Genomic DNA, 21,344 nt, shown 5'->3' with positions numbered 1-21,344 from the left:
TTAATACTTTTCTAGTTCTATACCCTTAAATTGCATTAAATTTTGAATCAGATATGGATACTATAAAAATACTTTGGGTTGATGACGAAATCGATTTGCTCAAACCACACATTCTCTTCCTAGAAAAGAAAAACTACAGCGTTACTACCTGCAATAATGGACTTGATGCAATTGCAATTTTTGAGGAAAACAACTTCGATATTGTTTTTTTAGATGAAAATATGCCTGGTATGAGCGGTCTCGAAACTCTTTCGGAAATGAAAGAAAAAAAATCAGCAGTTCCAATGATTATGATCACCAAAAGTGAGGAGGAATACATTATGGAAGAAGCTATTGGGTCTAAAATTGCCGATTATTTGATAAAACCAGTAAACCCAAATCAGATTTTGTTGAGTCTAAAGAAAAATTTAGATCATTCCAGATTGATTTCTCAAAAAACAACATTGGATTACCAAAAAGAATTTCGAAAAATAACCCTCGAAATGGGAATGGTCAACTCCTATGAAGATTGGATTGAATTGTATAAAAAGTTGATTTTTTGGGAACTCGAACTCGAAAACATTGACGATCAAAGCATGACCGAAATCCTAGAATCACAAAAAGCCGAAGCCAACTCACAATTTGGAAAATTTATAGAACGCAATTATGAAGATTGGTTTGTTCCAAAAGCAGATAAACCCATTCAATCACATACACTTTTTAAAGAATTAGTTGTTCCCGAAATTGTCAAGAAAGACAAACCCATTTTATTTGTCGTAATTGATAATTTGCGTTACGACCAATGGAAAACTTTTGAAAGCGTGGTTAGCAATTATTACAAATTAGAAAAAGAAGTTCCCTATTATTCTATTTTACCCACGGCAACACAATATGCTCGAAACGCCATTTTCTCTGGTCTTACACCTCTAGAAATGGAAAAAAAATTCCCGCAATATTGGAAAAACGATCCCGAAGAAGGAGGGAAAAATCTATTTGAAGCCGAGTTTTTGACTGCACAACTCAAACAATTGGGGTTACATATCAAACAGGATTATTTTAAAATCACCAATTTAGCTGGAGGAAAAAAACTAGCCGAAGGATTCAAATCCTTAAAAAACAATGATTTAGTAACCGTTGTTTACAATTTTGTCGATATGCTTTCTCATGCCAAAACCGAAATGGATGTCGTAAAAGAACTCGCCTCTGATGATAAAGCTTACCGCTCACTGACCTTAAGTTGGTTCAAAAATTCACCTTTGTTAGAAATCATTCAACAAGCTCAAAAACTAGGATTTAAACTAATTTTGACTACCGATCACGGCACAATAAATGTAAAAAATCCCTCAAAAGTGGTTGGTGATAAAAATACCAGTCTCAATTTGCGTTATAAAACAGGTCGAAGTTTGACCTATGAACAAAAAGATGTTTATGCCGTAAAAGAGCCCAAAAATATTGGTTTACCTTCTATAAATATGAGTAGTTCGTATATTTTTGCCAAAAATGATTTTTTCTTGGCGTACGTAAACAACTACAACCATTATGTGAGCTATTACAAAAACACCTACCAACATGGCGGAATTTCATTAGAGGAAATGATTATTCCCTTTTTAATTTTTAACCCAAAATAGCATTTTTTTAGTCCAATAAATTTTTAAACGAATGGAAATCACTTTCTCATTAAATGAAATAAATGAAGTTGCCGAAAAAATTTTGGCACAAAACCCCAAAAAAATTATCCTTTTTAATGGCGAAATGGGCGTTGGAAAAACAACATTAATCAAAGTATTAGCAAAAAAATTGGGCGTTACATCACCCACTAGCAGCCCCACTTTTTCATTAGTAAACGAATATGAAATCACTCCAAATCAACCGCTTTATCATTTTGATTGTTACCGCCTAAATTCCGAAACTGAAGCACTCGATATGGGAATTGACGAGTATTTGTATTCTGGAAATTGGTGCTTTATAGAATGGGCCGAAAAAATTGAAAACCTCATTCCAATAGACCATTCCATCCTAACAATCGAATTACTTCCTGATGAAAAACGCTTTTTGAAATTACAATAAAACATTTTTTTTGAAGCTCCTTTTTGAAGCGAGCAAAAAGGATTGTTTTTTGTAAATTCTTTTTTGTAAATTGTATCCCTAATTTAAAAAAACTCATGCCAATAAAAAGTCCATTCACCAAGCAACAATTAATGCCACAAGAGGAAAAACTTGAAGTAGCAAGACATAAAAGTGAACTTTTTATTGGGATTCCTAAAGAAACCAGTTATCAGGAACGCCGCATTTGCTTAACTCCAGATGCTGTAAATTCCCTTACTTATCAAGGACATCGTGTGATGATTGAGTCTGGAGCGGGCGAAACTTCCAGTTATTCGGATAAAGAATATAGTGATGCAGGTGCCGAAGTGACCAAGGATACTGCCAAAGTATTTAGTTGCCCCATGATTTTAAAAGTTGAACCACCTACGGTATCCGAAATCGAAATGATGAATTCTAAATCGATTTTGATATCCGCCATTCAATTAAAAACAAGAAAAAAGACCTATTTCGAAGCCTTATCTCGAAAAAAAATTACCGCATTAGCTTTCGAATACATCAAAGATGAGGACGGCTCCTACCCCGCTGTAAAATCCTTGAGCGAAATTGCAGGAACAGCATCCATATTAATCGCTGCCGAATTAATGATTACCAATGAATTTGGAAAAGGACTCCTTTTTGGGAACATAACGGGTGTTGCGCCTACTGATGTTGTGATTTTAGGAGCAGGAACCGTGGGCGAATTTGCGGCAAAAACCGCTATTGGACTTGGAGCCAACGTAAAAGTTTTTGATAATTCAATCACAAAATTGCGTCGATTACAAAACAATTTAAACCAGCGCATTTTTACTTCTACGATACAACCCAAATCATTATTAAAAGCACTTCGGCGTTGCGATGTAGCCATTGGCGCCATGCGTGGCAAAGAACGTTGCCCTATTATAGTGACCGAAACCATGGTAGAACATATGAAAAAAGGAGCTGTAATTGTTGATGTAAGTATTGATACAGGCGGTTGTTTCGAAACCTCCGAAGTAACCACACATGAAATCCCGACTTTTATAAAAAGTAATGTTTTGCACTATTGTGTGCCCAATATTCCGTCGCGATATTCAAAAACAGCTTCCTTATCAATAAGCAATATCCTCACGCCCTATTTACTACAAATTGCCGAAGATGGTGGGATTGAAAGTGCGATTCGTTGCAACAAAGGACTCAAACATGGCGTCTATCTATATCACGGAATCCTGACCAACAAGGCGATTGGAGATTGGTTCGATTTACCGGATAACGATATTAATTTAATTGTTTTTTAAAACAACTTTAAGTTACCTTTGCAAAAAAAATTCATGAAATTTCAATATCGATTTGCGTATTACTTAATAGGATTAATTATGGGTAGTTTCTTTGTAGCTGCCGTATTTAGCGGAAAAGACACTCGTTGCAATTACTTTCCAAATGCCAGAGTTCTTAATGATTTACGCAACAAACCTTTTCAATATTCAGATAAAGTTTCCTTGATTTTATCCCAAAAATGGGTGGATACTACTGATATTAAAAATACCTTGAAATTGGGTGATGTTGATTTTGATGAAAGTAATATTCCTGTAAAAAACGGAAAATTGTATGTCATTTATGGCAAAACTACCAAGAATCAAGAAATTACTCTAAAAGTCATCAATTATTCCGAAAAAGCGGTTTTAGAAGATATTATAAAAAAATCAAACGATAATTAAAACCATTCAATAGGCTCTTTGTCATTTGCTACTAAAAAAGTATTAGTAGTACTAAAATGCTTGTTCCCAAACCACTTTCCTTGATTGGCACTCATAGGCGAAGGATGCCCAGATTCCAGTACCAAATGTTTTTTTCGGTCTATTTTGGCACCTTTCTTTTGCGCATAATTGCCCCACAAAAGAAAAACTATACTTTCTTTTTCTTCAGAAATTTTTTGAATAACAGCATCCGTAAAAACGTTCCAATCCAAGTGTTTATGGCTGTTTGGACTGTCTTTTCTAACGGTTAACGAAGCATTCAAAAGTAAAATTCCTTGCTTCGACCAATGCTCTAAATTGCCAGAAGTGGGCATGAAAACCGAATCGAAATCATCATTTATTTCTCTGAAAATATTGCGCAATGAAGGTGGAATTCGAACTCCATCATTTACCGAAAAGCACAAACCATTTGCTTCTCCATCTCCATGATACGGATCTTGACCAATGATAACCACTTTTAAATCCTGAAACGAACAGGAATTAAAAGCAGCAAAAATTAAATCCTCGGGCGGAAAACAAGTATGATTTTGGTATTCGTCATCAACTGATTTTAGTAAATCTTGAAAATATGGTTTTTCAATTTCGGTGGCTAAAAATTTTTGCCAAGAAAGGTTTAAGTTGAGTTGCATTTTTAAAGTTTGCTTAATTCCGTTTTTATAACCAATTCTAATTTTGGCAAATAAGTATCACATACTTCATAAACAATTTCATAATCAAGCATTTCGTAGTGGTGAGAAATAAAATCTCGAAGTCTAATAATCATATTCCACTCAATTTCAGGGTAATTATTTTGTAATGAGTTATGTTTTCTTGATATATTTTTTACATTTTCACCAATGGCTTGAAGTCTTGTAACAATCGAATCCAGAAGCATCTTTCCGTAATCAGTAGCTATAAAATCATGGAACTATGAATTTCAGAAAATCTTTTATTAATTACAGCAATATGATCTGTAATTGTTTCCAGTGAATATTTATACGTTTCATTACACATAAATCAAATCATTTTTGATCGTAGTAAGAAATCGTTCCGATAAATGAGGGCCTTTTCTAACAATTTCAATTTTAGAATTTAATTTATTTTCCAAATAAGAATACAAACCCATCAAAAAACGATAAGAAGGTTCTTTGAATTCGACGATGAAATCAACATCGCTATCTGCTCTTTCTAAATCTTTTGCATAAGATCCAAACAAGGCAATAGTCTCAACTCCATAATTATCTTTAAGGAATTGCTTATCTGTTTTTAAAATGCTGATTATTTCCTCTTTTTTCATTTAACAAAGATAAAAAAATTATAGTTTCAAAACGCTTTGGCTCTTTTAAACTTTGTAACTTTGAACCTTTGCAACTTATACTAGAAAATGATATCCATTACCGAAAAAACATTACAAGATTTACAATTCCCAACCGTACTCGAAACCATTTCGGCAATTTGCAATACAGATATTGGCAAGCAAAAAGCACTAGAAATTACTCCTTTTAGAGACAAAAGCACATTGATGCAATCCTTGTTGCAAACATCTGAATATGTGTCGTCTTTCCAGAATAACAACGCCATTCCCAATCATGGTTTTGATGCTATTACGCACGAAATCCGGTTTCTTGCCATAGAAGATAGTTTCCTAGAAGTAGGCAGTTTTAGAAAAATTGCCACCATTTCTGGCACAACTAATTTTTTGCTACAATACTTCAAAAAATTTGACGACTATTATCCCAATCTAAATTCCAGAGCGGTACAAGTCGAATTTACAAAGGATATCATTACAATGGTCGATGAAGTTGTGGATAAATATGGCGAAATCAAAGACAATGCTTCACCTGATTTATTGAATATTCGGCGCAACATGAATAGTGTTCGTGGCAAAGTAAATCAGAGTTTTGGAGTGGCTTTGACCCAGTACAATTCATTGGGCTATTTAGACGATATTAAGGAAAGTTTTGTACAAAATCGTAGGGTTTTGGCAGTTTTGGCCATGTATCGCCGTAAAGTAAAAGGCAGTATTTTAGGCAGTTCCAAAACGGGAAGTATCGCTTACATTGAACCCGAAGCAACCTTGCAGTATTCCCGAGAATTAAGCAATTTAGAATACGAGGAAAAGGAAGAAATTACTCGAATCCTGAAACAATTATCGAATGCTATTCGTCCGTTTTTGCCGTTGTTGATTCAGTACCAAGATTTTTTAAGTGACATCGATGTTATTGCGGCCAAAGCCAAATATGCCAATCGAATCAACGGAATTTTACCCGAAATAACCGAGAATAGACGCTTGTATTTTCGAGACGCCTTCCACCCTATTTTGTATTTGAATAACAAACAAAAAAACGAAATTACGCATCCGCAAACCATCGAGTTAAACCAGGAAAATAGAATTATTGTCATTTCTGGTCCTAATGCGGGAGGAAAAACGATTTCGTTAAAAACGGTTGGTTTACTCCAATTAATGCTTCAATCCGGCATGCTAATTCCAGTACACGAACGAAGCGAAACCTTCCTTTTTGATAGAATTTTAACGGATATTGGAGACAATCAATCTATTGAAAATCATTTAAGTACCTATAGTTACCGCTTAAAAAACATGAACTACTTTTTGAAAAAATGCAATGCCAAAACCATGTTCTTAATCGATGAATTTGGTACAGGTTCCGATCCAGATTTGGGCGGTGCTTTGGCTGAAATTTTCTTGGAAGAATTTTACCATCGGGAAGCTTTTGGGATTATAACGACTCATTATTCTAATCTCAAAATTCTAGCAAACGAATTGCCTTTTGCACAAAATGCCAACATGCTTTTTGACGAAAAATCATTGGAACCCATGTACAAATTGGCGTTGGGACAAGCAGGTAGTTCCTTTACCTTTGAAGTGGCTCAAAAAAATGGAATCCCTTTTGGTTTAATTAATCGTGCCAAAAAGAAAATCGAAACCGGTAAAGTACGTTTTGACAAAACCATTGCAACACTTCAAAAAGAGCGTTCCAAGATGGAAAAAACCTCGCAAACGCTCAAGGAAGAAGAATCCAAAGCCAGAGAAGAAGGTAAAAAAATGGAAAATATCAATGTCAAAATCAAGCAAAAACTAGAAAGCTACCAAGAATTGTACGATAGCAATCAGAAAACGATTTATATTGGTCAAAAAATAGAAGATATTGCCGAAAAATATTTTAATAATAAGAACAAAAAAGACTTGATTGGAGAGTTTTTGAAAATTATAGAAATCGAAAATTCCAAACGTAAAAAAGCCTCTACCAAAGAAGCAAAAGCAATTATCGAAAAGAAAAAAGAAGTCATTGAAGAAATAACCGTTCATGTCGAAGAAATACGTGCCGCCAAGAAAGAGAAAAAATTAAAACCGGTTATTGAGAAACCAAAACCTATCCTAAAAGTGGGCGACCGAGTACGAATGTTTGACGGAAAAGCCGTAGGAACCATTGATAGCATTGAAAAAAATAAAGCTACTGTAAATTATGGCGTTTTTACTTCAAAAGTGAGTTTAGAAGCTTTGGAATTTGTAGAAGCTGGAAAAAAGTAAGCTTAAATGAGGAACAAACTCCCCAAAAACAAACAAATAATCCTCTTTGACGGTGTGTGTAACTTATGTGATACAGCGGTGCAATTTATAATCAAGCAGGACAAAAAAGATGTTTTTCGGTTTGTGGCATTGCAATCGGATTTGGGTCTTGAAATACTCCAACATATTGGCATTGACCAAACAAAAATAGACAGTATAATTCTCTATAAACCTGGAATTGCTTATTTTTATAAAGCAGCGGCAGCGATTGAAATTGCTAGGGAATTGGGCGGAATATTTACTTTGTCTGCTGTTTTCAAAATCATACCCGAAAAAGTAAGTAATTGCATTTACGATTATATTGCCAAAAACCGATACCACTGGTTTGGCAAAAAAGAAAGCTGTATGATTCCTACTCCTGAATTAAAAAACAAATTTTTAAATTCCTGATATTTATCATAAAAAATTGATTTTCAAGTTCTTATTTTTGAAATATAAATTAGGAGTTATGAAAAACACAGCACTTTACACTTGGGATAACGGTTCTATAATTATTGTATTTGTTTTCGGATTTGTAGTAATCGGTTTGATTGCAGCCGTATTACTCATGATGAACTCGGATAAAAAGAAAAAATAAGCCCTTTTTTTATTTAAAATAGATTAAAAATACTATTTCTGAAAGACAAAAAAATCATTTCAAAGCATAGGACTAGATTGTCGCATTATTTTTAATTTCCTAGTGGAAGTACATAAAGCACTCTAACTTGTTGGCCGTTGCGTTTTCCAGGATTCCACTTTGGGAGACTTTGCAACATTGCAATCAATCCTTCTGATTTACGGGCATCAACTTTGCTTTTACCCAAAATTTTTATGTCCGTAAGCGATCCATCCTTTTCGACTACAAATAGTGCAAAACATTTTGCATTCCTTTTTTCTTTTGGCTGTGCTGCAAAACCATTTTCGTTGATATAAAAATTCAACTTTTCTTGCCCTTCTGAAAACGAGGGTTTAACATCAAGTACGGAAATGTCGTATATTGTGTTATCCACATCCGTTGCAACACTTTGAGAGAAGGCACCTGTAGCATAAAATAGAAGTAATAATGCAATTAATTTTTTCATTGTTTTCGATTTTTATAATTTGGTTTCAAAAATACAACCTAAAAAGAGCCTTTCGTCAATCTACTTTCTTAAAAATCAACTCAATTCCAGATTGGTTTTTCAAAGTCAAACGCAAGTTTTCAATACTATAGAAAGTGGTACTTTGCAGTGAAGTCAAAAATTCACTCTCCCTATTTTGAGGTTCGCAAGCCATCATGGTCGAAATAGTATTTGTAAATCGCAAGAGCCCGTTTTCAAAAAACAGCCCGCCAGATATGCTATTACATCCCCCAAAACCAGAAAAGCGATTGGTCATTGTATTGATTTCTATGTTTGGAAACGCGCCTTTGAACTTGGTACTGTTCACGTTTTCGCCATTCATTTTTTCTAAAACCCAAATATCATGCAATCTTGGGTCGGTGATATATACCCCGCAACCTTTAAAAACAGTACTATTGTCAATTTTTCCTTTCGTGATTTCAATTTTTACGCTATGCGGTAATTTTGCACCTGACATGGTATTTTCGCATTCTTGCTGAAAAATTTCAATGGTCATTGTTCCTGCTGCTATAGCAATTTGATACCTTTTTACATTAGCATCCATTGCTCTTTCTGGCGTTACATGAGGCGCTGTAAAGGATTCAAAAACTGGTTTAAGCGACGTAAACTGAATTCCTTTTTCTGCTATTTTTAAACTCCAACTTGGTTCATTTCCAGTTGCAGTAAAATAATTTTCTTGTTCCAAATATTCTATTTGTTGTGTATAAGCCGCCGTTGGTTGCGTTTTAGGAACTGCTGGAACTACAGGTATAGTTGATTTACAAGAAACAAATACAACTAAAACAAGGTATAAAAGAGTATTTTTCATGAGTATAATTTTAAAAACTAGAACAAATAAGGTGCCAAAATTATTTTTTTAATCCAATTCAAAACCTTCAACATAAAACCAATGTCCATCTTCTTTTACAAAAACTGATTTTTCACTATGAATTTGCATGCGCTTTTGGGAGTCCAAAAAATGGGCTTTGAAAGCCACAATAGTTTCCGAAAAATGAATGATTTCCAATCGCTTCCACTGATTTTCTGTAGCCCATTTTAGAATTTCATCCTGACTATAAAAACGTCGTGTTGCATCCTGTGTGGTCTTCATTAAGTACGCTACATTTTGAGTAGCATACGCAGCATACCTTGATTTCATTAAGGATAATGCCGAAGGAGCAGTTTCGTATCCAAGGATGTATTTCTCGCAACATTCCTGAAAATCCAACTCCGATCCGCAATAACACTGTGCCTCATTACTCATTTTGGGGATTTATTTTTTGAAACAATTGGTTCAATAAGACTTGGTATTTACTAATCTCTCGCAAGTCTTCATCTTCATCCGAATAGTCTAGTAATTCGTCCAATGCTTCACTAACTTCTAGCAATTTATTGTTGGCAGCTTTGTTGTCTTTGCTGGCAATTAAATCAATAATTTCTTGTACTTTATGCTTTAAATCTTCAAATTGGTTTGCTCTCATTTTCTAATTAATTATTTCCTGAAGCTTTGTCTTCATTGAATTTTTTAGTAATTTGCTTTAGTCTTTCTTTGCGATCCATTGCTGCTTTCTTGGCTTTGTCTTGGGCTTTGTGCAGCTTATCGTTGTGTTTTTTGATATTTCCTTCGTTGTTTCGGCTCATGATATTGCTCTTTTTATTTCTTCTAAAGTGGTGTTGGTAAAAATCAGTTCCCTTATAATTTGGCGACGTAAAACATCTAAATCATTGTAATCAAAATATTTTGCCCATGACGTCAGGTTGAATATATTTCGGATTTGCTTGATTCTTTTGGTTGTTTCAAAACTGGTTCGCAATACCGCTTTTGAGTCGTAATTGGGATTGTTTCTATGTTGGTATTGCACCGTTTTATTGCTATAATTGGCTTCTAAATAATACAATTCCTCGTCATTGTTATCAGGATAAAAATCCTTCCAAGCAGCAAAACCCAACTTAAATTTCGTTTCGGTTTGGGTTTCCAAAGGTTCTAAACGCCATTTGCTATTGGCCAAACGTCCCCAATGGTGCGATAAACGGTACATTCCGTCTTGGGTATAATAATATTTACTGCCTGATTTGCTATTATATTGCACGGTCAAACCTTGAATTGCACTAGGAAGCACTTCGTTGAAAACGCAAAACGTATTCTGGAACGATTTAGGACTCGGTCGAAACATTTTTTCCATCGAACAAAGGTAAGTAGAAATTGATTGCCACGAAACTCTTGTAGACAATTCAATACCGCCAATAATTTAGTAACTTTGCAACATCTAATTTTAAACAATACAAATTATGACCAAGTCAGACCAAGAAAAAATGTTACAAAAAGGCGTTTTTACAGGTATTATGGAACAAGATGAGCAGCAAAACTTTTTTTGTGGAGAATATCTTTTAGACTACAAAATGGCTCTAAATCATGCTCTTGGCGATTTTATTACCATCAAATCAATTATCGAAAATCCTAGTGATATTAGTTATGGCAAATATCCCAAAAAGTCAAAAAACTTTGACAAAGCCAACAACAAACCGCAACAATAAAGTTCAAAAAAACACTACTCAAATCTCCTTAAAAATCAAAAAAGCGCATTGTTTTTTTGATTTTTTTTTAGTCCTAAACCAAAAACTTAAAAAAAAGTGTACCTTTGCAAAAAATTTGTCGATTTTATATTAAAAGACAAGTAGTTACATCTTTATGAAAAAAATAGTTGAATACCGCAAACTGCTAAATGTAGAAAAAACTGCAGAGCTAAAAGATTTAAAAACAATCTATCGTAACGCAATGAAAGAAGCGCATCCTGATAAATTTCAAGGAGACGAAGCTGGTTTAAAAGTTGCCGAAGAGAACAGTAAAAAAATTATTGAAGCGTATCATTTTTTGGTAAGTATTAATCCTGAAACCATTAAACAAAACTTACCTGAATATACGGAAACCATTTCTACATCAACAATTACGGATTACAAATTTGTTGAGGGAAGATTGATCATCAATTTTTCTAACGGAAGTGTGTACGAATACATCAGTGTACCAAAAGCAACTTACGTAAAAATGGTCAATGCCGATTCTCCAGGGAGATTTGCCAAGAGACACATTCTAAATTCTTTTACTTGGAGAAAAACAATCAATCAAGATTAATTTTCATCAATGTCATACTTCAAAGCACTCTTATATATAGAGTGCTTTTTTGTTGCTAAAAAAGAAATAAAAATTATAACAAAAATTTAGGGTATAATAGTATGTGTACTTTATAAAATTAAATACTTTTGCAATCTAAAATCAAATAACTAAATTAAAAAAATGAAAAAAATCGTTTTATTACTAACCGCTGCGGTAGTTTTTACCTCATGTAACAAAGACAAATATACCATTTCAGGAACCGCTAAAGGAATTGAAAACGGTAAAACTATCATCATGGAAACGCAAGATGAAAAAGGAATAATCGCTGTAGATACTGTAAAAGTAGAAAACGGTAAATTTGAAATCAAAGGAAAAGCGTTGGAACCTTCGTTTCACATGTTGCAAGTGGAAGGAATTCAAGGAAAAGTACCTTTTATTCTTGAAAACGGAACTATTGATATCGTAATCAACAAAGATACTATTCAAAAATCTAAAATTTCAGGAACATACAGTAATGATGAATACGTTGCTTTTAATGTAGAAATTACTAAAGTTCAAAAAGCGTTGATTGACTTTCAAACAGCCAATACTCAAAAAATGAATACTGCTCAAGCTGCAAAAGATACAGTAGTAATTAATGGTTTGATGAAAGAATTCATGAAAATTCAACAAGATGTAAATGTGGCTTCAAAAGCTAAATATTTAACTTACGCCGAATCACATCCAAAATCATTCATTACAGCATTGATCATTCAAGGGATGTTAAACGATCCTTCTACTGATATTAAAAAATCAGAAGCCTTGTTTAATGGTTTAGATGAGTCCTTAAAAAACACAAAACCAGGTAAAGCTATCAAAGCAAAACTTACCGAAATGAAATCTCCAGCTGTTGGTGCTACTGCTCCAGCCGCTCCAGCTAAATGAATAACTGATTTTTCGGCACCTAATCCGCAAGGTAAAATAGTGTCGCTGAAAGAAAGTCTAGGCAAAGTTACCATCGTTGATTTTTGGGCTTCTTGGTGTGGTCCTTGTCGCAAGGAAAACCCAAATGTTGTGGCTATTTACAAAGAGTTACATGCAAAAGGGTTGAATATCGTTGGAGTTTCTCTGGATAAAGAGGCCAAAGCCTGGAAAGAAGCTATTGCCAAAGATGGTCTTGTTTGGACGCAAGTTTCGCATTTAAAATTTTGGGACGAACCTATTGCCATACAATATAAAGTAGAGTCTATTCCTGCCACTTTTATTCTAGATCAATCTGGAAATATAGTGGCACAAGATTTAAGAGGCGATGCATTAAAAGCTAAAATAATCGAGCTTTTGGCAAAATAACAGCGTTAAAAGTAAATACTATAAAAAATCTCCCTAGTGGAGATTTTTTTATTTTATTCAATACCAACACATTAAAAATAATAGCAAAATTAAGTTCCATTATAGTTTGGAAACATCAAAACAGTTTCTATATTTGCACCCGATTAGCACAACAAGTACTGCTAGTTATGGCCATGGGGAGATACTCAAGCGGCCAACGAGGGCAGACTGTAAATCTGCTGTGCAAACTTCGCAGGTTCGAATCCTGCTCTCCCCACAAAAAAAAGTCCCGATACATTCGGGACTTTTTTTATGCTGAAAATTTTAATTTATTCTAATATAAAATTCACACTAACGGATCCAACAATGGTAATTTCTCCTATTGCCAAGGTTTGTCGGGGTGCGCTTTCGGAATCCATGGTTTTCATGGCGGCATACATTGGTTGTGGGTAATAGTTTTGTGAACTATCTGTAATCGTTAGTACACGACCTACTTTTTGCCCTAAAACAGACACGTAATCCTCGGCTTTTATTTTGGCATCCTTCATCGCCAGTTTTCTCGCTTCCGATTGGTATTGCGTCATTTTTGAGGATTGAAACGTGACATTATCAATTTTATTAATTCCTTGATCCACTAAACCTTCCATCAATTCATCGTATTTTGACAAATCTTTCAAAAGAATTTCGATAGTTTGCGTGGCATTGTAAGTGGTTTTCTTTTTTTCATAATCAAAAATAGGATTCAAAGCAATGCGTTGTGTTCTATAATCGGTTGGATCCAAATTCATTTTTTTAATCACCTTCAAAACGGCATCTATCTGTTGGTCATTTTGTTTTTTGACGTCTTTGGCGTTGTTGCCTTTCGTCTCAATAGTTGCTAGAATGACCGCTTGATCAGGAACAACTTTTACTTTTCCTTCGCCGTTTACATTAACTTGAGGAATTTGTTTTATTTCCTGTGCTTGTGCCATCGAAATAAATAGAATGCTTAAAAATGCTACTGCTTTTTTCATTTTAAATTTGTTTTAGAATTAGTGTATAACGAGTATCCAAAAGTTATGCCATTATAATTTTCCCATTTTTTCCATTGCAAAAAGAACCGCAATTGGGATGGCCAATAGAACAACCATTCCGGTATGTTCAACAAGCAATTGTGGCTCTCGAACAAGTGTAATCAAATACCCGCCAATAGCACCGCCAAAATGAGCGGTATGACCTATATTGTCATTTTTGGCTCTCATGCCATAAATAGAATACAACAAATACAATATTCCAAAAAGATAAGCCGGTATAGGAATCACAAAAAAGATTCCAATCATCATATCCGGTTGCAACAATATAGCCGAATACAACACACCCGTAACAGCTCCCGAAGCACCAACAGCGCAGTAATTATAATTATCCTTGTGAAAAAACAGTGTCAATAAACTACCAAAAATTAAACTCCCAAAATAGATTAAAATCAAAGAAAAATCGCCTAAATACGCCGTAACTACGGGCGCAAAAAAGTACAAAGTAAGCATGTTAAAAAGCAAATGCGACATATCCGCATGAAGAAAACCCGAGGACAACATCCTAATTTGTTCTCCCGCTCGAATACTACCTACATGAAATTGGTATTTTCTAAAAAAGGCAAGATCATTAAATCCCTTGTAACTAAATAAAACATTGGCTACAATAATGGCAATCAAAATGGTGTTCATAACGCATTATTAATGTGAATTGTAAAGATAGTCATTCTCAAATACAGTTAGTAAGTGCATCCAAAATTTAATCACTATTTGTTTTAAGTAACAATCATCGCATGACGACGTGTTTTAAAAATTAGATGAAATGGAGTAATAGATTGATTTTGAACTATTATTGACAATAGTGCTTCTTTTGACTTTACGACATTAAAACTTTCAACTTACTTACCTTATATTTGCATCAAAAATAACTGCATGCAATTACTTATTTTTATTTTAGCATTTCCATTACTCTGGGTAATTTCTATCCTTCCTTTTCGGATTTTTTATTGGTTTTCGGATTTTGTGTACTTAATCGTTTACTACCTTATTGGCTATCGAAAAAAAACGGTTCGGGACAATCTAGCATTGGCTTTGCCAAATCTCTCCACCCAAGAACAGCTGGTTATCGAAAAGAAATTCTACCACCATTTGTGCGATATGTTTCTGGAAATGATAAAAACGATGTCCATTTCTCCCGAAGAAATGAGCAAACGTTTTGTAATAACCAACATTGAATTGGTAAAAGAATACGAACAAAAAGACAAAAGTATCATTTTATTAGCCTCACATTACGCCAGTTGGGAATGGTTGTTGACGCTGAATGAAAAGACAAAATTCAATGGAATTGGTGTGTACAAGAAAATTACCAATAGGTATTTTGATAAATTAGTTCACGATATTCGATCTAAATACAAAGCTGAATTGGTCGAAACCAGACAAGCCATCCCAACGATAAAAAAAAACCAAGAAGAAGGAAAGCTTTGTATTTACGGATTGGCGAGTGATCAATCCCCCAAATTAGACCGCGCTTTTCATTGGGATTCATTCATGGGTATTGAAGTCCCCGTTCATACCGGTGCCGAAATGCTTGCCAAAAGATATGATTTAGACCTTCTTTTTGTAAAAGTAAAAAAGATAAAAAGAGGTTTTTATGAAGCTACTTTTGTTCCCATTGCCGATAATCCAAAAGAAATCCCCCAATTTGAAATTACAAAAAAGTTCATTCACGAAGTAGAAAAACAAATCCTAGAAGCACCTGAATATTATTTTTGGACCCACAAACGCTGGAAACACAAAAGATAATTTTTTTGTTGATTGTAATTTATCCCAAAAAACGCTAACTACTTGTAGCGTTTTTTTTGGCTTTATAACAAAATTACCCTATTCTAAAACAATAGGAATTGCAAAAAATTAGGGTATCAATTATTTTGCGTATAATTATTGACCGTTCCTACGGCACTTTTAAATATCCCCTTAAAGACGGACGGACTAAAGTCCATCCCTACAATATCTGACGAGCCCTTCGGCTCTTTGGGTAAGAGTTCCATAGGAACAGTGTATTTGTAGCCCCGAACTTTAGTTCGGGGTAAATAGATAAGGTATTCAGAGAGTTCCGTAGGAACGATACGTGTAAACAAAACAACAGAAAACAATAATAAAATCTAAATAAAATACCACTTTCGTTTTGTAACCGTACAAAATAATTAAAGCTGCTGCATCACAATAAATTCAAAAACTAACTAATAAAAAAAGAATTCAAAAAACATCATTTTGAATCCTTTTATATCATTTTAAACCGAAAACCAATTTTTGACCAACTCATCTTCTAATGGTTGCGCCGCTTTATGAACAAATTCGTTCGTGATAGGATCGTAATTATAATCCAAAGCCCATGTTTTATGGTTTTGTGCCATTGCTTGTATTCCGTTGCAAACCATTGCTATTTCGGCAGTGGTTGTGGTAGGATGAATAGACATGCGAATCCAACCTGGTTTTCGGAGTAAATCGCCAAGTGAAATTTCGTCGATTAATTGGTGAGACGTTTCTTGATTTACATGCAAAAGAAAATGCCCGTAGGTTCCGGCACAACTACAACCACCTCGGGTTTGAATTCCAAATTTATCATTGAGTAATTTCACTCCTAAATTAAAATGCAAGTCCTCTATAAAAAATGAAATCACCCCCAATCGATTGCGGTGTTGACTTGCCAAAATCTTGATATTGGCACTATTTTCTAACGCTTGAAATGCGTAGGTTACAATTTCATGTTCGCGTTGCAAGATATTGGTAACTCCCATTTTCTCTTTGAGCTGAATCGCCAAAGCCGTTTTTATAACCTGAAGAAATCCGGGTGTTCCGCCATCTTCCCTATCTTCAATATTATCAATATACTGGTGTTCGCCCCATGGATTTGTCCACGAAACGGTACCGCCACCAGGACAATCAGGAACCATATTGTGATACAATTTTTTATTAAAAACCAATACGCCAGAAGTTCCTGGACCACCCAAAAATTTATGTGGCGAAAAGAAAATGGCATCCAAATACGATTCTGGATCCTCGGGGTGCATATCAATGGTTACATACGGGCCAGAACAAGCAAAATCCACAAAACAAACGCCGTTATGACGGTGCATTAATTGAGCGGCTTCATGATATGGGGTACGAATTCCAGTAACATTCGAACAGGACGTTATGGAAGCAATTTTATAGGTACGGTTTTTATATTTTTCTAATAAAAGGGCTAAATTTTCTAGACTAAAAAGTCCCTCTTCACAAGCGGGAATTACCTCAACATCCGCAATGGTCTCCAGCCAAGACGTTTGATTGGAATGATGTTCCATGTGCGAAATAAATACCACCGGTTTTTTCTCGATGGGAATGGTAATGTACTCTTTGAGATTTTCGGGAATTTTCAGTCCTAAAATGCGTTGAAACTTGTTTACAACGCCCGTCATTCCTGTTCCATCGGTAATTAAAACATCATTGGACGTCGCATTTACATGGTTTTTTATAATTTTTCGAGCCTGATGGTAGGCTTTGGTCATTGCCGTTCCAGAAACAGTCGTTTCGGTATGGGTATTGGCTACAAATGGCCCAAATTCATTCATCAATTTCTCTTCAATAGGGCGGTATAAACGACCACTTGCAGTCCAATCCGTATACACCATTTGTTGGTTGCCATAAGGCGATTCAAACTCTTGATTGATTCCTATTATATGTTGCCTGAACTGCTGAAAGTACTGTTCTAATGGGGTTGGCGATTGCTTTTGAGTCATTATTTTACTGATTTGTGGTCAAAGATATTCCTTTTATTTGAATTTTATTATTTTGAGATGAACAAAGGATGCTCCAAAAATTGGATCTTTTTTTAATCTAAAAAAAAGTATCACAAAATCATTCATCCTAAAAAGCATTTAAGGTCGTATAAGTTTGATAACTAAGATTTTGGTTTTTTATAAATGAATAAAACCAATAGTAAACAACATCCTTAATGCCCTGAAGGGTATAAAAAATATAAAAGTCTTATATTTTAAAAAAGTGTATTCAAGTACTAAATAGAATTTGTCGTTCACCTAATCACAAAGAATTAAAGCTACATACAACACTTATATTCATTAGCCAAAAAAGACCAAAAACAAGTGATTTGATGTGTTTTTGTAGTGAAAAATTGTTAGCACATTCCGTTGAAGATGGTTTACTTTTGATGTTCACAAAAAACACATTTGCTATGCTTAAAATAATATTGATACTCACTTTTACTTTTATAAGTGCGTGTTTATCGTCCCTTTTTGCCCAAAGTCCAAAACGTGGTATTGCGTATGGCTCTCATTCCGTTGCTGATATTACCGCGCTAAAACTGGGGGTTTCGTGGTGGTACAATTGGTCGCCTGAACCAGAAGCTGCAGTAAATTCAAGTTACGCCTCACTAGGAGTAGAATTTGTTCCTATGGCTTGGGGCAAAATCACAAACCCAACTGCTTTTATTGCAACAATTAAACCCGGAGCCAAATATTTATTGGCATTTAATGAACCTAATTTTAATGACGGTGCTAGACTTACCCCACAAGAAGCAGTAGATGCATGGCCAAATATCGAAAAAATTGCTGCTGCCAAAGGATTAGAAATTGTAAGTGCCTCACCTGCTTACAATGGTCCTGATAATTATGGCGGATACCAAAGTCCCATTGCTTGGCATGAAGAATTTTTTAGACTTTGCCCAATGTGTAAGGTCGATTATATTGCTTTTCATACCTATGATCACTATGCGGCTTCGATTATTGGGGTTACTAATGGGCTTAAAAAATTCAACAAACCTATTTGGGTAACCGAATTTGCCAATAGAGTCATCCAAACTAGTGCTCAAAAAACTAGTTTTCTAAAAGATATTGTTGCTAGTTTTGAAAACGACCCTGATATTTATAGGTATTCGTGGTTTACTGGTCGAGTTCCTGCCAATTGGACGGACATGATCGAAGGACAATTGTTAAGCGAAACAAGTGGTGTTTTAAAACCAATTGGAATCGAATATATAAACGCAACGTATTCCGATAAAAAAATCAATATCCCGGGAAAAATCAACGCCAACAAGCATTACCGCCGTAAAGGCACTGGTTTACAAAACACCACTGACGGTGGAACGGGACAAAATGTATGTTTTATCAATGAAGGCGATTGGGCGGAATACTTGATAAACGTTGCCAATGCAAGTTCATACAATATGAAATTCCGAATAGCTTCTCCAGCACTTTCAGGTAAATTTGACATTAGTGTAAACGGCATTATCGTAAAAAAAAATGAAACTTTTCCAGCAACTGGAGGTTGGCAACTGTATGCCGATAAAGTAGTTAGCGGAATTGCATTGCCTAAAGGTGAAGTGTATTTAAAAATTATTTTTGAATCTAACGATTTCAATTTCAATTATATCGAAGCAACTGATGAAGCTGCTTTAGGAATGGAAACTTTTGGTGCAGCAACGCCATCACTTGAACTTTTCCCGAATCCTTTTTCGAACGAAGCCACCTTCAAAATTAAATTTGCCACGAATGAAAAAATAAATTTAAAAATTGTTGATATAAAAGGACTCGTTTGCTATTCATCCGAGGCATTTTCTACCAATCAAGATATAAAAATAGGTAGCAAACTCGCAAGTGGCGTTTACGCGGTAACGGTTAGTTATGGAAATATTACAAAAACAGTCAAGATTATTAAACAATAATTATTTGATTTTTGTAAAAAATAAAACCCTTTCGATCAAATTCTAGATGGAAAGGGTTTTAAAATTTGGAACTAATTTAGGACTTTAAATCCCTGGGCATTCGCTTTTAAAAAGACTGCCACAGATTCACAGATTTCAATAACTTAAAAGGAATTAAATTGACACTGATTTTTGAATTTGTGCAATCAAACAGCATTATTTTGGTTTTAAAATATGTGACCCGAGCGATAGCGAACAGGCGAAGCAATGAGTGGTGTATTTTCTTTTTTTATTAACAATTGTTTTAAAAGCGAACGCCCTGTTTAAATCCCAGCCACTGTTTTTATTTCGTCTATAATTCGTAATGCTAACTCATCGGCGAGTTGTTGTGAGGCGGCTTCGGTATAAATACGAATAATAGGTTCCGTATTTGATTTTCTTAAGTGAACCCAATTCTGGGCAAAGTCAATTTTCACGCCATCAATAGTTGTAATATCTTCGTTTTTATATTTCTCCGTCATGGCAACAAGAATGGCATCAACATCAATTTGGGGCGTCAACTCAATTTTGTTTTTGCTCATATAATATTCAGGATACGAAGCGCGCAATGCCGAAACAGTCATTTTTTTATTGGCCAAATGCGTCAAAAACAACGCCACACCTACCAAACTATCGCGTCCATAATGGGATTCCGGATAAATGATACCGCCATTTCCTTCGCCACCAATTATGGCATGATTCTTTTTCATCAAATCGACTACATTCACCTCGCCTACTGCGCTGGCTTCGTACGTGCCATTATGCGTAAGCGTTACATCACGCAAGGCTCGGGAGGAGGACATATTAGATACCGTACTTCCTGGTGTTTTGCTCAATACATAATCCGCACAAGCAACCAGCGTGTATTCCTCTCCAAACATTTCGCCGTCTTCGCAAATAAAAGCCAAACGATCCACATCAGGATCTACAACCACTCCCAAATGGGCTTTTTCTTGGACAACCAATAATGAAATATCCGTTAAATGCTCTTTTAAAGGCTCTGGATTATGAGGAAAATGACCGTTGGGTTCACAGTACAATTTAACTACTTCAACCCCCATTAATTCAAGTAATTTTGGGATAATAATCCCTCCTGACGAATTTACGCCATCTACTACCACTTTGAATTTGGCCGCTTTTACCGCTTTGATATCCACCAAAGGCAGGTTCAAAACTTCGTCGATATGAATATCCATATAGGCATCGTTTTGGGTAATTTCGCCCAAACTATCCACATCCGAAAAATCAAATGCTTCGGCTTCGGCAATTTGCAATATTTTTACGCCTTCGATACCATTCAAAAATTCTCCTTTTTCGTTGAGTAATTTCAACGCATTCCATTGTTTTGGGTTGTGAGAAGCAGTAAGAATTATACCACCATCAGCATTTTCTAACGGAACAGCAATTTCAACCGTTGGTGTGGTCGAAAGTCCCAAATCAATGACATCTATGCCTAAACCAATCAAGGTATTCACCACTAAATTATGAATCATAGGTCCTGAAATTCGCGCATCGCGTCCCACTACAACTTTGAATTTTCGGGGTGCATCGCTTTTGATTTTTGGCTCTTGACCCTTTAACCAAGTCCCGTAGGCCGATGCAAATTTTACAGCATCGACTGGCGTCAAGTTATTGCCTACTTTTCCTCCTATTGTTCCTCGAATTCCTGAAATCGATTTTATTAAAGTCATTTGTTCAATTTTGGTTATTTACTACAAATATAAAAAAGTTAA

26 protein-coding genes and 1 tRNA gene are annotated in these 21,344 nt (G+C 35.0%); 14 read left to right on the top strand and 13 right to left on the bottom strand.

The window, feature by feature from the left end:
• Positions 1-53: 53 nt before the first annotated feature.
• From porX to FNW21_RS00525, 4 genes are all read left to right on the top strand, one after another.
• Positions 54-1,607, top strand: a complete 1,554-nt coding sequence (gene porX, locus FNW21_RS00540; protein WP_144254775.1) for a T9SS response regulator signal transducer PorX — start codon at positions 54-56, stop codon at positions 1,605-1,607.
• A 31-nt stretch (positions 1,608-1,638) separates the two neighbouring features.
• A complete protein-coding gene (tsaE, locus tag FNW21_RS00535) occupies positions 1,639-2,046 on the top strand; it encodes a tRNA (adenosine(37)-N6)-threonylcarbamoyltransferase complex ATPase subunit type 1 TsaE (RefSeq protein ID WP_144254774.1) in 408 nt (135 codons plus the stop codon).
• Between the two features lie 95 nt (positions 2,047-2,141).
• A complete protein-coding gene (locus tag FNW21_RS00530; RefSeq protein ID WP_144254773.1) occupies positions 2,142-3,338 on the top strand; it encodes an alanine dehydrogenase in 1,197 nt (398 codons plus the stop codon).
• Between the two features lie 33 nt (positions 3,339-3,371).
• The gene (locus FNW21_RS00525) at positions 3,372-3,758 is read left to right on the top strand and encodes a DUF4258 domain-containing protein (RefSeq protein WP_144254772.1); all 387 of its coding nucleotides are present in this window, start codon (positions 3,372-3,374) and stop codon (positions 3,756-3,758) included.
• On the opposite strand, the gene ung is transcribed toward FNW21_RS00525, so the two are convergent.
• From ung to FNW21_RS00510, 3 genes are all read right to left on the bottom strand, one after another.
• Positions 3,755-4,426: a uracil-DNA glycosylase gene (gene ung / locus FNW21_RS00520; RefSeq protein WP_144254771.1), complete on the bottom strand. Its 672-nt coding sequence runs from the start codon at positions 4,424-4,426 to the stop codon at positions 3,755-3,757. The two genes, FNW21_RS00525 and ung, sit on opposite strands and share 4 nt — an antisense overlap.
• Before the next feature lie 2 nt (positions 4,427-4,428).
• A complete protein-coding gene (locus FNW21_RS00515) occupies positions 4,429-4,671 on the bottom strand; it encodes a HepT-like ribonuclease domain-containing protein (RefSeq protein ID WP_144254770.1) in 243 nt (80 codons plus the stop codon).
• Positions 4,672-4,782: 111 nt separating this feature from the next.
• The gene (locus tag FNW21_RS00510) at positions 4,783-5,073 is read right to left on the bottom strand and encodes a nucleotidyltransferase family protein (RefSeq protein WP_144254769.1); all 291 of its coding nucleotides are present in this window, start codon (positions 5,071-5,073) and stop codon (positions 4,783-4,785) included.
• Positions 5,074-5,160: 87 nt separating this feature from the next.
• Between FNW21_RS00510 and FNW21_RS00505 the strand changes: the two genes are divergently transcribed.
• The 3 genes from FNW21_RS00505 to FNW21_RS16645 are packed head-to-tail and all read left to right on the top strand — an operon-like array spanning position 5,161 to position 7,942.
• Positions 5,161-7,326 carry an endonuclease MutS2 gene (locus FNW21_RS00505; RefSeq protein WP_144254768.1) on the top strand — a complete coding sequence of 722 codons (2,166 nt, stop codon included), beginning with the start codon at positions 5,161-5,163 and terminating at the stop codon, positions 7,324-7,326.
• Between the two features lie 6 nt (positions 7,327-7,332).
• Positions 7,333-7,755: a thiol-disulfide oxidoreductase DCC family protein gene (locus FNW21_RS00500; RefSeq protein WP_144254767.1), complete on the top strand. Its 423-nt coding sequence runs from the start codon at positions 7,333-7,335 to the stop codon at positions 7,753-7,755.
• A gap of 58 nt (positions 7,756-7,813) precedes the next feature.
• The gene (locus FNW21_RS16645) at positions 7,814-7,942 is read left to right on the top strand and encodes a hypothetical protein (RefSeq protein ID WP_262710607.1); all 129 of its coding nucleotides are present in this window, start codon (positions 7,814-7,816) and stop codon (positions 7,940-7,942) included.
• A 91-nt stretch (positions 7,943-8,033) separates the two neighbouring features.
• Here the strand turns inward: FNW21_RS16645 and FNW21_RS00495 are convergent, their stop codons facing one another.
• The 6 genes from FNW21_RS00495 to FNW21_RS00470 are packed head-to-tail and all read right to left on the bottom strand — an operon-like array spanning position 8,034 to position 10,627.
• Positions 8,034-8,426 carry an energy transducer TonB gene (locus FNW21_RS00495; RefSeq protein WP_144254766.1) on the bottom strand — a complete coding sequence of 131 codons (393 nt, stop codon included), beginning with the start codon at positions 8,424-8,426 and terminating at the stop codon, positions 8,034-8,036.
• A 55-nt stretch (positions 8,427-8,481) separates the two neighbouring features.
• Positions 8,482-9,273 (bottom strand): META domain-containing protein, encoded by a 792-nt coding sequence (locus FNW21_RS00490; protein ID WP_144254765.1) that lies wholly within the window; start codon positions 9,271-9,273, stop codon positions 8,482-8,484.
• A 48-nt stretch (positions 9,274-9,321) separates the two neighbouring features.
• Positions 9,322-9,708, bottom strand: a complete 387-nt coding sequence (locus FNW21_RS00485) for a YchJ family protein (RefSeq protein ID WP_144254764.1) — start codon at positions 9,706-9,708, stop codon at positions 9,322-9,324.
• Positions 9,701-9,925 (bottom strand): hypothetical protein, encoded by a 225-nt coding sequence (locus FNW21_RS00480; protein ID WP_144254763.1) that lies wholly within the window; start codon positions 9,923-9,925, stop codon positions 9,701-9,703. The genes FNW21_RS00485 and FNW21_RS00480 overlap by 8 nt, the downstream gene beginning before the upstream one ends.
• 7 nt (positions 9,926-9,932) lie before the next feature.
• Positions 9,933-10,085, bottom strand: coding sequence for a hypothetical protein (locus tag FNW21_RS00475; protein WP_144254762.1), 153 nt, complete (start codon positions 10,083-10,085; stop codon positions 9,933-9,935).
• A complete protein-coding gene (locus tag FNW21_RS00470; RefSeq protein ID WP_144254761.1) occupies positions 10,082-10,627 on the bottom strand; it encodes a hypothetical protein in 546 nt (181 codons plus the stop codon). The genes FNW21_RS00475 and FNW21_RS00470 overlap by 4 nt, the downstream gene beginning before the upstream one ends.
• 106 nt (positions 10,628-10,733) lie before the next feature.
• On the opposite strand from FNW21_RS00470, the gene FNW21_RS00465 reads away from it, so the two are divergent.
• The 5 genes from FNW21_RS00465 (at position 10,734) to FNW21_RS00445 (ending at position 13,141) form a co-directional block, all read left to right on the top strand.
• Positions 10,734-10,979 (top strand): hypothetical protein, encoded by a 246-nt coding sequence (locus tag FNW21_RS00465; protein WP_144254760.1) that lies wholly within the window; start codon positions 10,734-10,736, stop codon positions 10,977-10,979.
• Between the two features lie 154 nt (positions 10,980-11,133).
• Positions 11,134-11,574: a KTSC domain-containing protein gene (locus FNW21_RS00460; RefSeq protein ID WP_144254759.1), complete on the top strand. Its 441-nt coding sequence runs from the start codon at positions 11,134-11,136 to the stop codon at positions 11,572-11,574.
• 162 nt (positions 11,575-11,736) lie between these two features.
• Entirely contained in the window at positions 11,737-12,480 is a 744-nt protein-coding gene (locus FNW21_RS00455; RefSeq protein WP_144254758.1) for a DUF4369 domain-containing protein, read from the top strand.
• The gene (locus FNW21_RS00450; protein ID WP_144254757.1) at positions 12,481-12,885 is read left to right on the top strand and encodes a TlpA family protein disulfide reductase; all 405 of its coding nucleotides are present in this window, start codon (positions 12,481-12,483) and stop codon (positions 12,883-12,885) included.
• 175 nt (positions 12,886-13,060) lie between these two features.
• A tRNA-Tyr gene (locus tag FNW21_RS00445) sits at positions 13,061-13,141 on the top strand.
• Between the two features lie 52 nt (positions 13,142-13,193).
• Here the strand turns inward: FNW21_RS00445 and FNW21_RS00440 are convergent.
• Together FNW21_RS00440 and FNW21_RS00435 are read right to left on the bottom strand one after the other, a co-directional pair.
• Positions 13,194-13,877 carry an SIMPL domain-containing protein gene (locus tag FNW21_RS00440; protein ID WP_144254756.1) on the bottom strand — a complete coding sequence of 228 codons (684 nt, stop codon included), beginning with the start codon at positions 13,875-13,877 and terminating at the stop codon, positions 13,194-13,196.
• A gap of 51 nt (positions 13,878-13,928) precedes the next feature.
• Positions 13,929-14,567 (bottom strand): rhomboid family intramembrane serine protease, encoded by a 639-nt coding sequence (locus FNW21_RS00435; RefSeq protein WP_144254755.1) that lies wholly within the window; start codon positions 14,565-14,567, stop codon positions 13,929-13,931.
• 240 nt (positions 14,568-14,807) lie between these two features.
• Here FNW21_RS00435 and FNW21_RS00430 point away from each other — a divergent pair, with 240 nt between their 5' ends.
• On the top strand, positions 14,808-15,677 hold the full coding sequence (locus tag FNW21_RS00430; protein ID WP_144254754.1) for a lysophospholipid acyltransferase family protein: 870 nt from the start codon (positions 14,808-14,810) through the stop codon (positions 15,675-15,677).
• A gap of 488 nt (positions 15,678-16,165) precedes the next feature.
• Here FNW21_RS00430 and FNW21_RS00425 read toward each other — a convergent pair whose 3' ends face one another.
• Positions 16,166-17,653, bottom strand: a complete 1,488-nt coding sequence (locus FNW21_RS00425) for an aminotransferase class V-fold PLP-dependent enzyme (protein ID WP_144254753.1) — start codon at positions 17,651-17,653, stop codon at positions 16,166-16,168.
• Positions 17,654-18,105: 452 nt separating this feature from the next.
• Between FNW21_RS00425 and FNW21_RS00420 the strand changes: the two genes are divergently transcribed.
• Positions 18,106-19,593 (top strand): glycosyl hydrolase, encoded by a 1,488-nt coding sequence (locus tag FNW21_RS00420; RefSeq protein ID WP_185963854.1) that lies wholly within the window; start codon positions 18,106-18,108, stop codon positions 19,591-19,593.
• Positions 19,594-19,895: 302 nt separating this feature from the next.
• Here FNW21_RS00420 and glmM read toward each other — a convergent pair whose 3' ends face one another.
• On the bottom strand, positions 19,896-21,302 hold the full coding sequence (glmM, locus tag FNW21_RS00415) for a phosphoglucosamine mutase (protein WP_144254751.1): 1,407 nt from the start codon (positions 21,300-21,302) through the stop codon (positions 19,896-19,898).
• Positions 21,303-21,344: the final 42 nt, after the last annotated feature.

This window comes from Flavobacterium restrictum, from assembly GCF_007097245.1.
GTDB classification, from domain to species: Bacteria; Bacteroidota; Bacteroidia; order Flavobacteriales; family Flavobacteriaceae; genus Flavobacterium; species Flavobacterium restrictum.
Note: the sequence above shows the minus strand (reverse complement) of the source record. Positions and strands in the feature narration are given on the sequence as shown.

Bases quoted from the DNA above. Each gene is read 5' to 3' on its own strand.
- porX (WP_144254775.1), top strand. From the start codon at position 54: ATGGATACTATAAAAATACTTTGGGTTGATGACGAAATCGATTTGCTC.
- tsaE (WP_144254774.1), top strand. From the start codon at position 1,639: ATGGAAATCACTTTCTCATTAAATGAAATAAATGAAGTTGCCGAAAAA.
- FNW21_RS00530 (WP_144254773.1), top strand. From the start codon at position 2,142: ATGCCAATAAAAAGTCCATTCACCAAGCAACAATTAATGCCACAAGAG.
- FNW21_RS00525 (WP_144254772.1), top strand. From the start codon at position 3,372: ATGAAATTTCAATATCGATTTGCGTATTACTTAATAGGATTAATTATG.
- ung (WP_144254771.1), bottom strand. From the start codon at position 4,426: ATGCAACTCAACTTAAACCTTTCTTGGCAAAAATTTTTAGCCACCGAA.
- FNW21_RS00515 (WP_144254770.1), bottom strand. From the start codon at position 4,671: ATGCTTCTGGATTCGATTGTTACAAGACTTCAAGCCATTGGTGAAAAT.
- FNW21_RS00510 (WP_144254769.1), bottom strand. From the start codon at position 5,073: ATGAAAAAAGAGGAAATAATCAGCATTTTAAAAACAGATAAGCAATTC.
- FNW21_RS00505 (WP_144254768.1), top strand. From the start codon at position 5,161: ATGATATCCATTACCGAAAAAACATTACAAGATTTACAATTCCCAACC.
- FNW21_RS00500 (WP_144254767.1), top strand. From the start codon at position 7,333: ATGAGGAACAAACTCCCCAAAAACAAACAAATAATCCTCTTTGACGGT.
- FNW21_RS16645 (WP_262710607.1), top strand. From the start codon at position 7,814: ATGAAAAACACAGCACTTTACACTTGGGATAACGGTTCTATAATTATT.
- FNW21_RS00495 (WP_144254766.1), bottom strand. From the start codon at position 8,426: ATGAAAAAATTAATTGCATTATTACTTCTATTTTATGCTACAGGTGCC.
- FNW21_RS00490 (WP_144254765.1), bottom strand. From the start codon at position 9,273: ATGAAAAATACTCTTTTATACCTTGTTTTAGTTGTATTTGTTTCTTGT.
- FNW21_RS00485 (WP_144254764.1), bottom strand. From the start codon at position 9,708: ATGAGTAATGAGGCACAGTGTTATTGCGGATCGGAGTTGGATTTTCAG.
- FNW21_RS00480 (WP_144254763.1), bottom strand. From the start codon at position 9,925: ATGAGAGCAAACCAATTTGAAGATTTAAAGCATAAAGTACAAGAAATT.
- FNW21_RS00475 (WP_144254762.1), bottom strand. From the start codon at position 10,085: ATGAGCCGAAACAACGAAGGAAATATCAAAAAACACAACGATAAGCTG.
- FNW21_RS00470 (WP_144254761.1), bottom strand. From the start codon at position 10,627: ATGGAAAAAATGTTTCGACCGAGTCCTAAATCGTTCCAGAATACGTTT.
- FNW21_RS00465 (WP_144254760.1), top strand. From the start codon at position 10,734: ATGACCAAGTCAGACCAAGAAAAAATGTTACAAAAAGGCGTTTTTACA.
- FNW21_RS00460 (WP_144254759.1), top strand. From the start codon at position 11,134: ATGAAAAAAATAGTTGAATACCGCAAACTGCTAAATGTAGAAAAAACT.
- FNW21_RS00455 (WP_144254758.1), top strand. From the start codon at position 11,737: ATGAAAAAAATCGTTTTATTACTAACCGCTGCGGTAGTTTTTACCTCA.
- FNW21_RS00440 (WP_144254756.1), bottom strand. From the start codon at position 13,877: ATGAAAAAAGCAGTAGCATTTTTAAGCATTCTATTTATTTCGATGGCA.
- FNW21_RS00435 (WP_144254755.1), bottom strand. From the start codon at position 14,567: ATGAACACCATTTTGATTGCCATTATTGTAGCCAATGTTTTATTTAGT.
- FNW21_RS00430 (WP_144254754.1), top strand. From the start codon at position 14,808: ATGCAATTACTTATTTTTATTTTAGCATTTCCATTACTCTGGGTAATT.
- FNW21_RS00425 (WP_144254753.1), bottom strand. From the start codon at position 17,653: ATGACTCAAAAGCAATCGCCAACCCCATTAGAACAGTACTTTCAGCAG.
- FNW21_RS00420 (WP_185963854.1), top strand. From the start codon at position 18,106: ATGCTTAAAATAATATTGATACTCACTTTTACTTTTATAAGTGCGTGT.
- glmM (WP_144254751.1), bottom strand. From the start codon at position 21,302: ATGACTTTAATAAAATCGATTTCAGGAATTCGAGGAACAATAGGAGGA.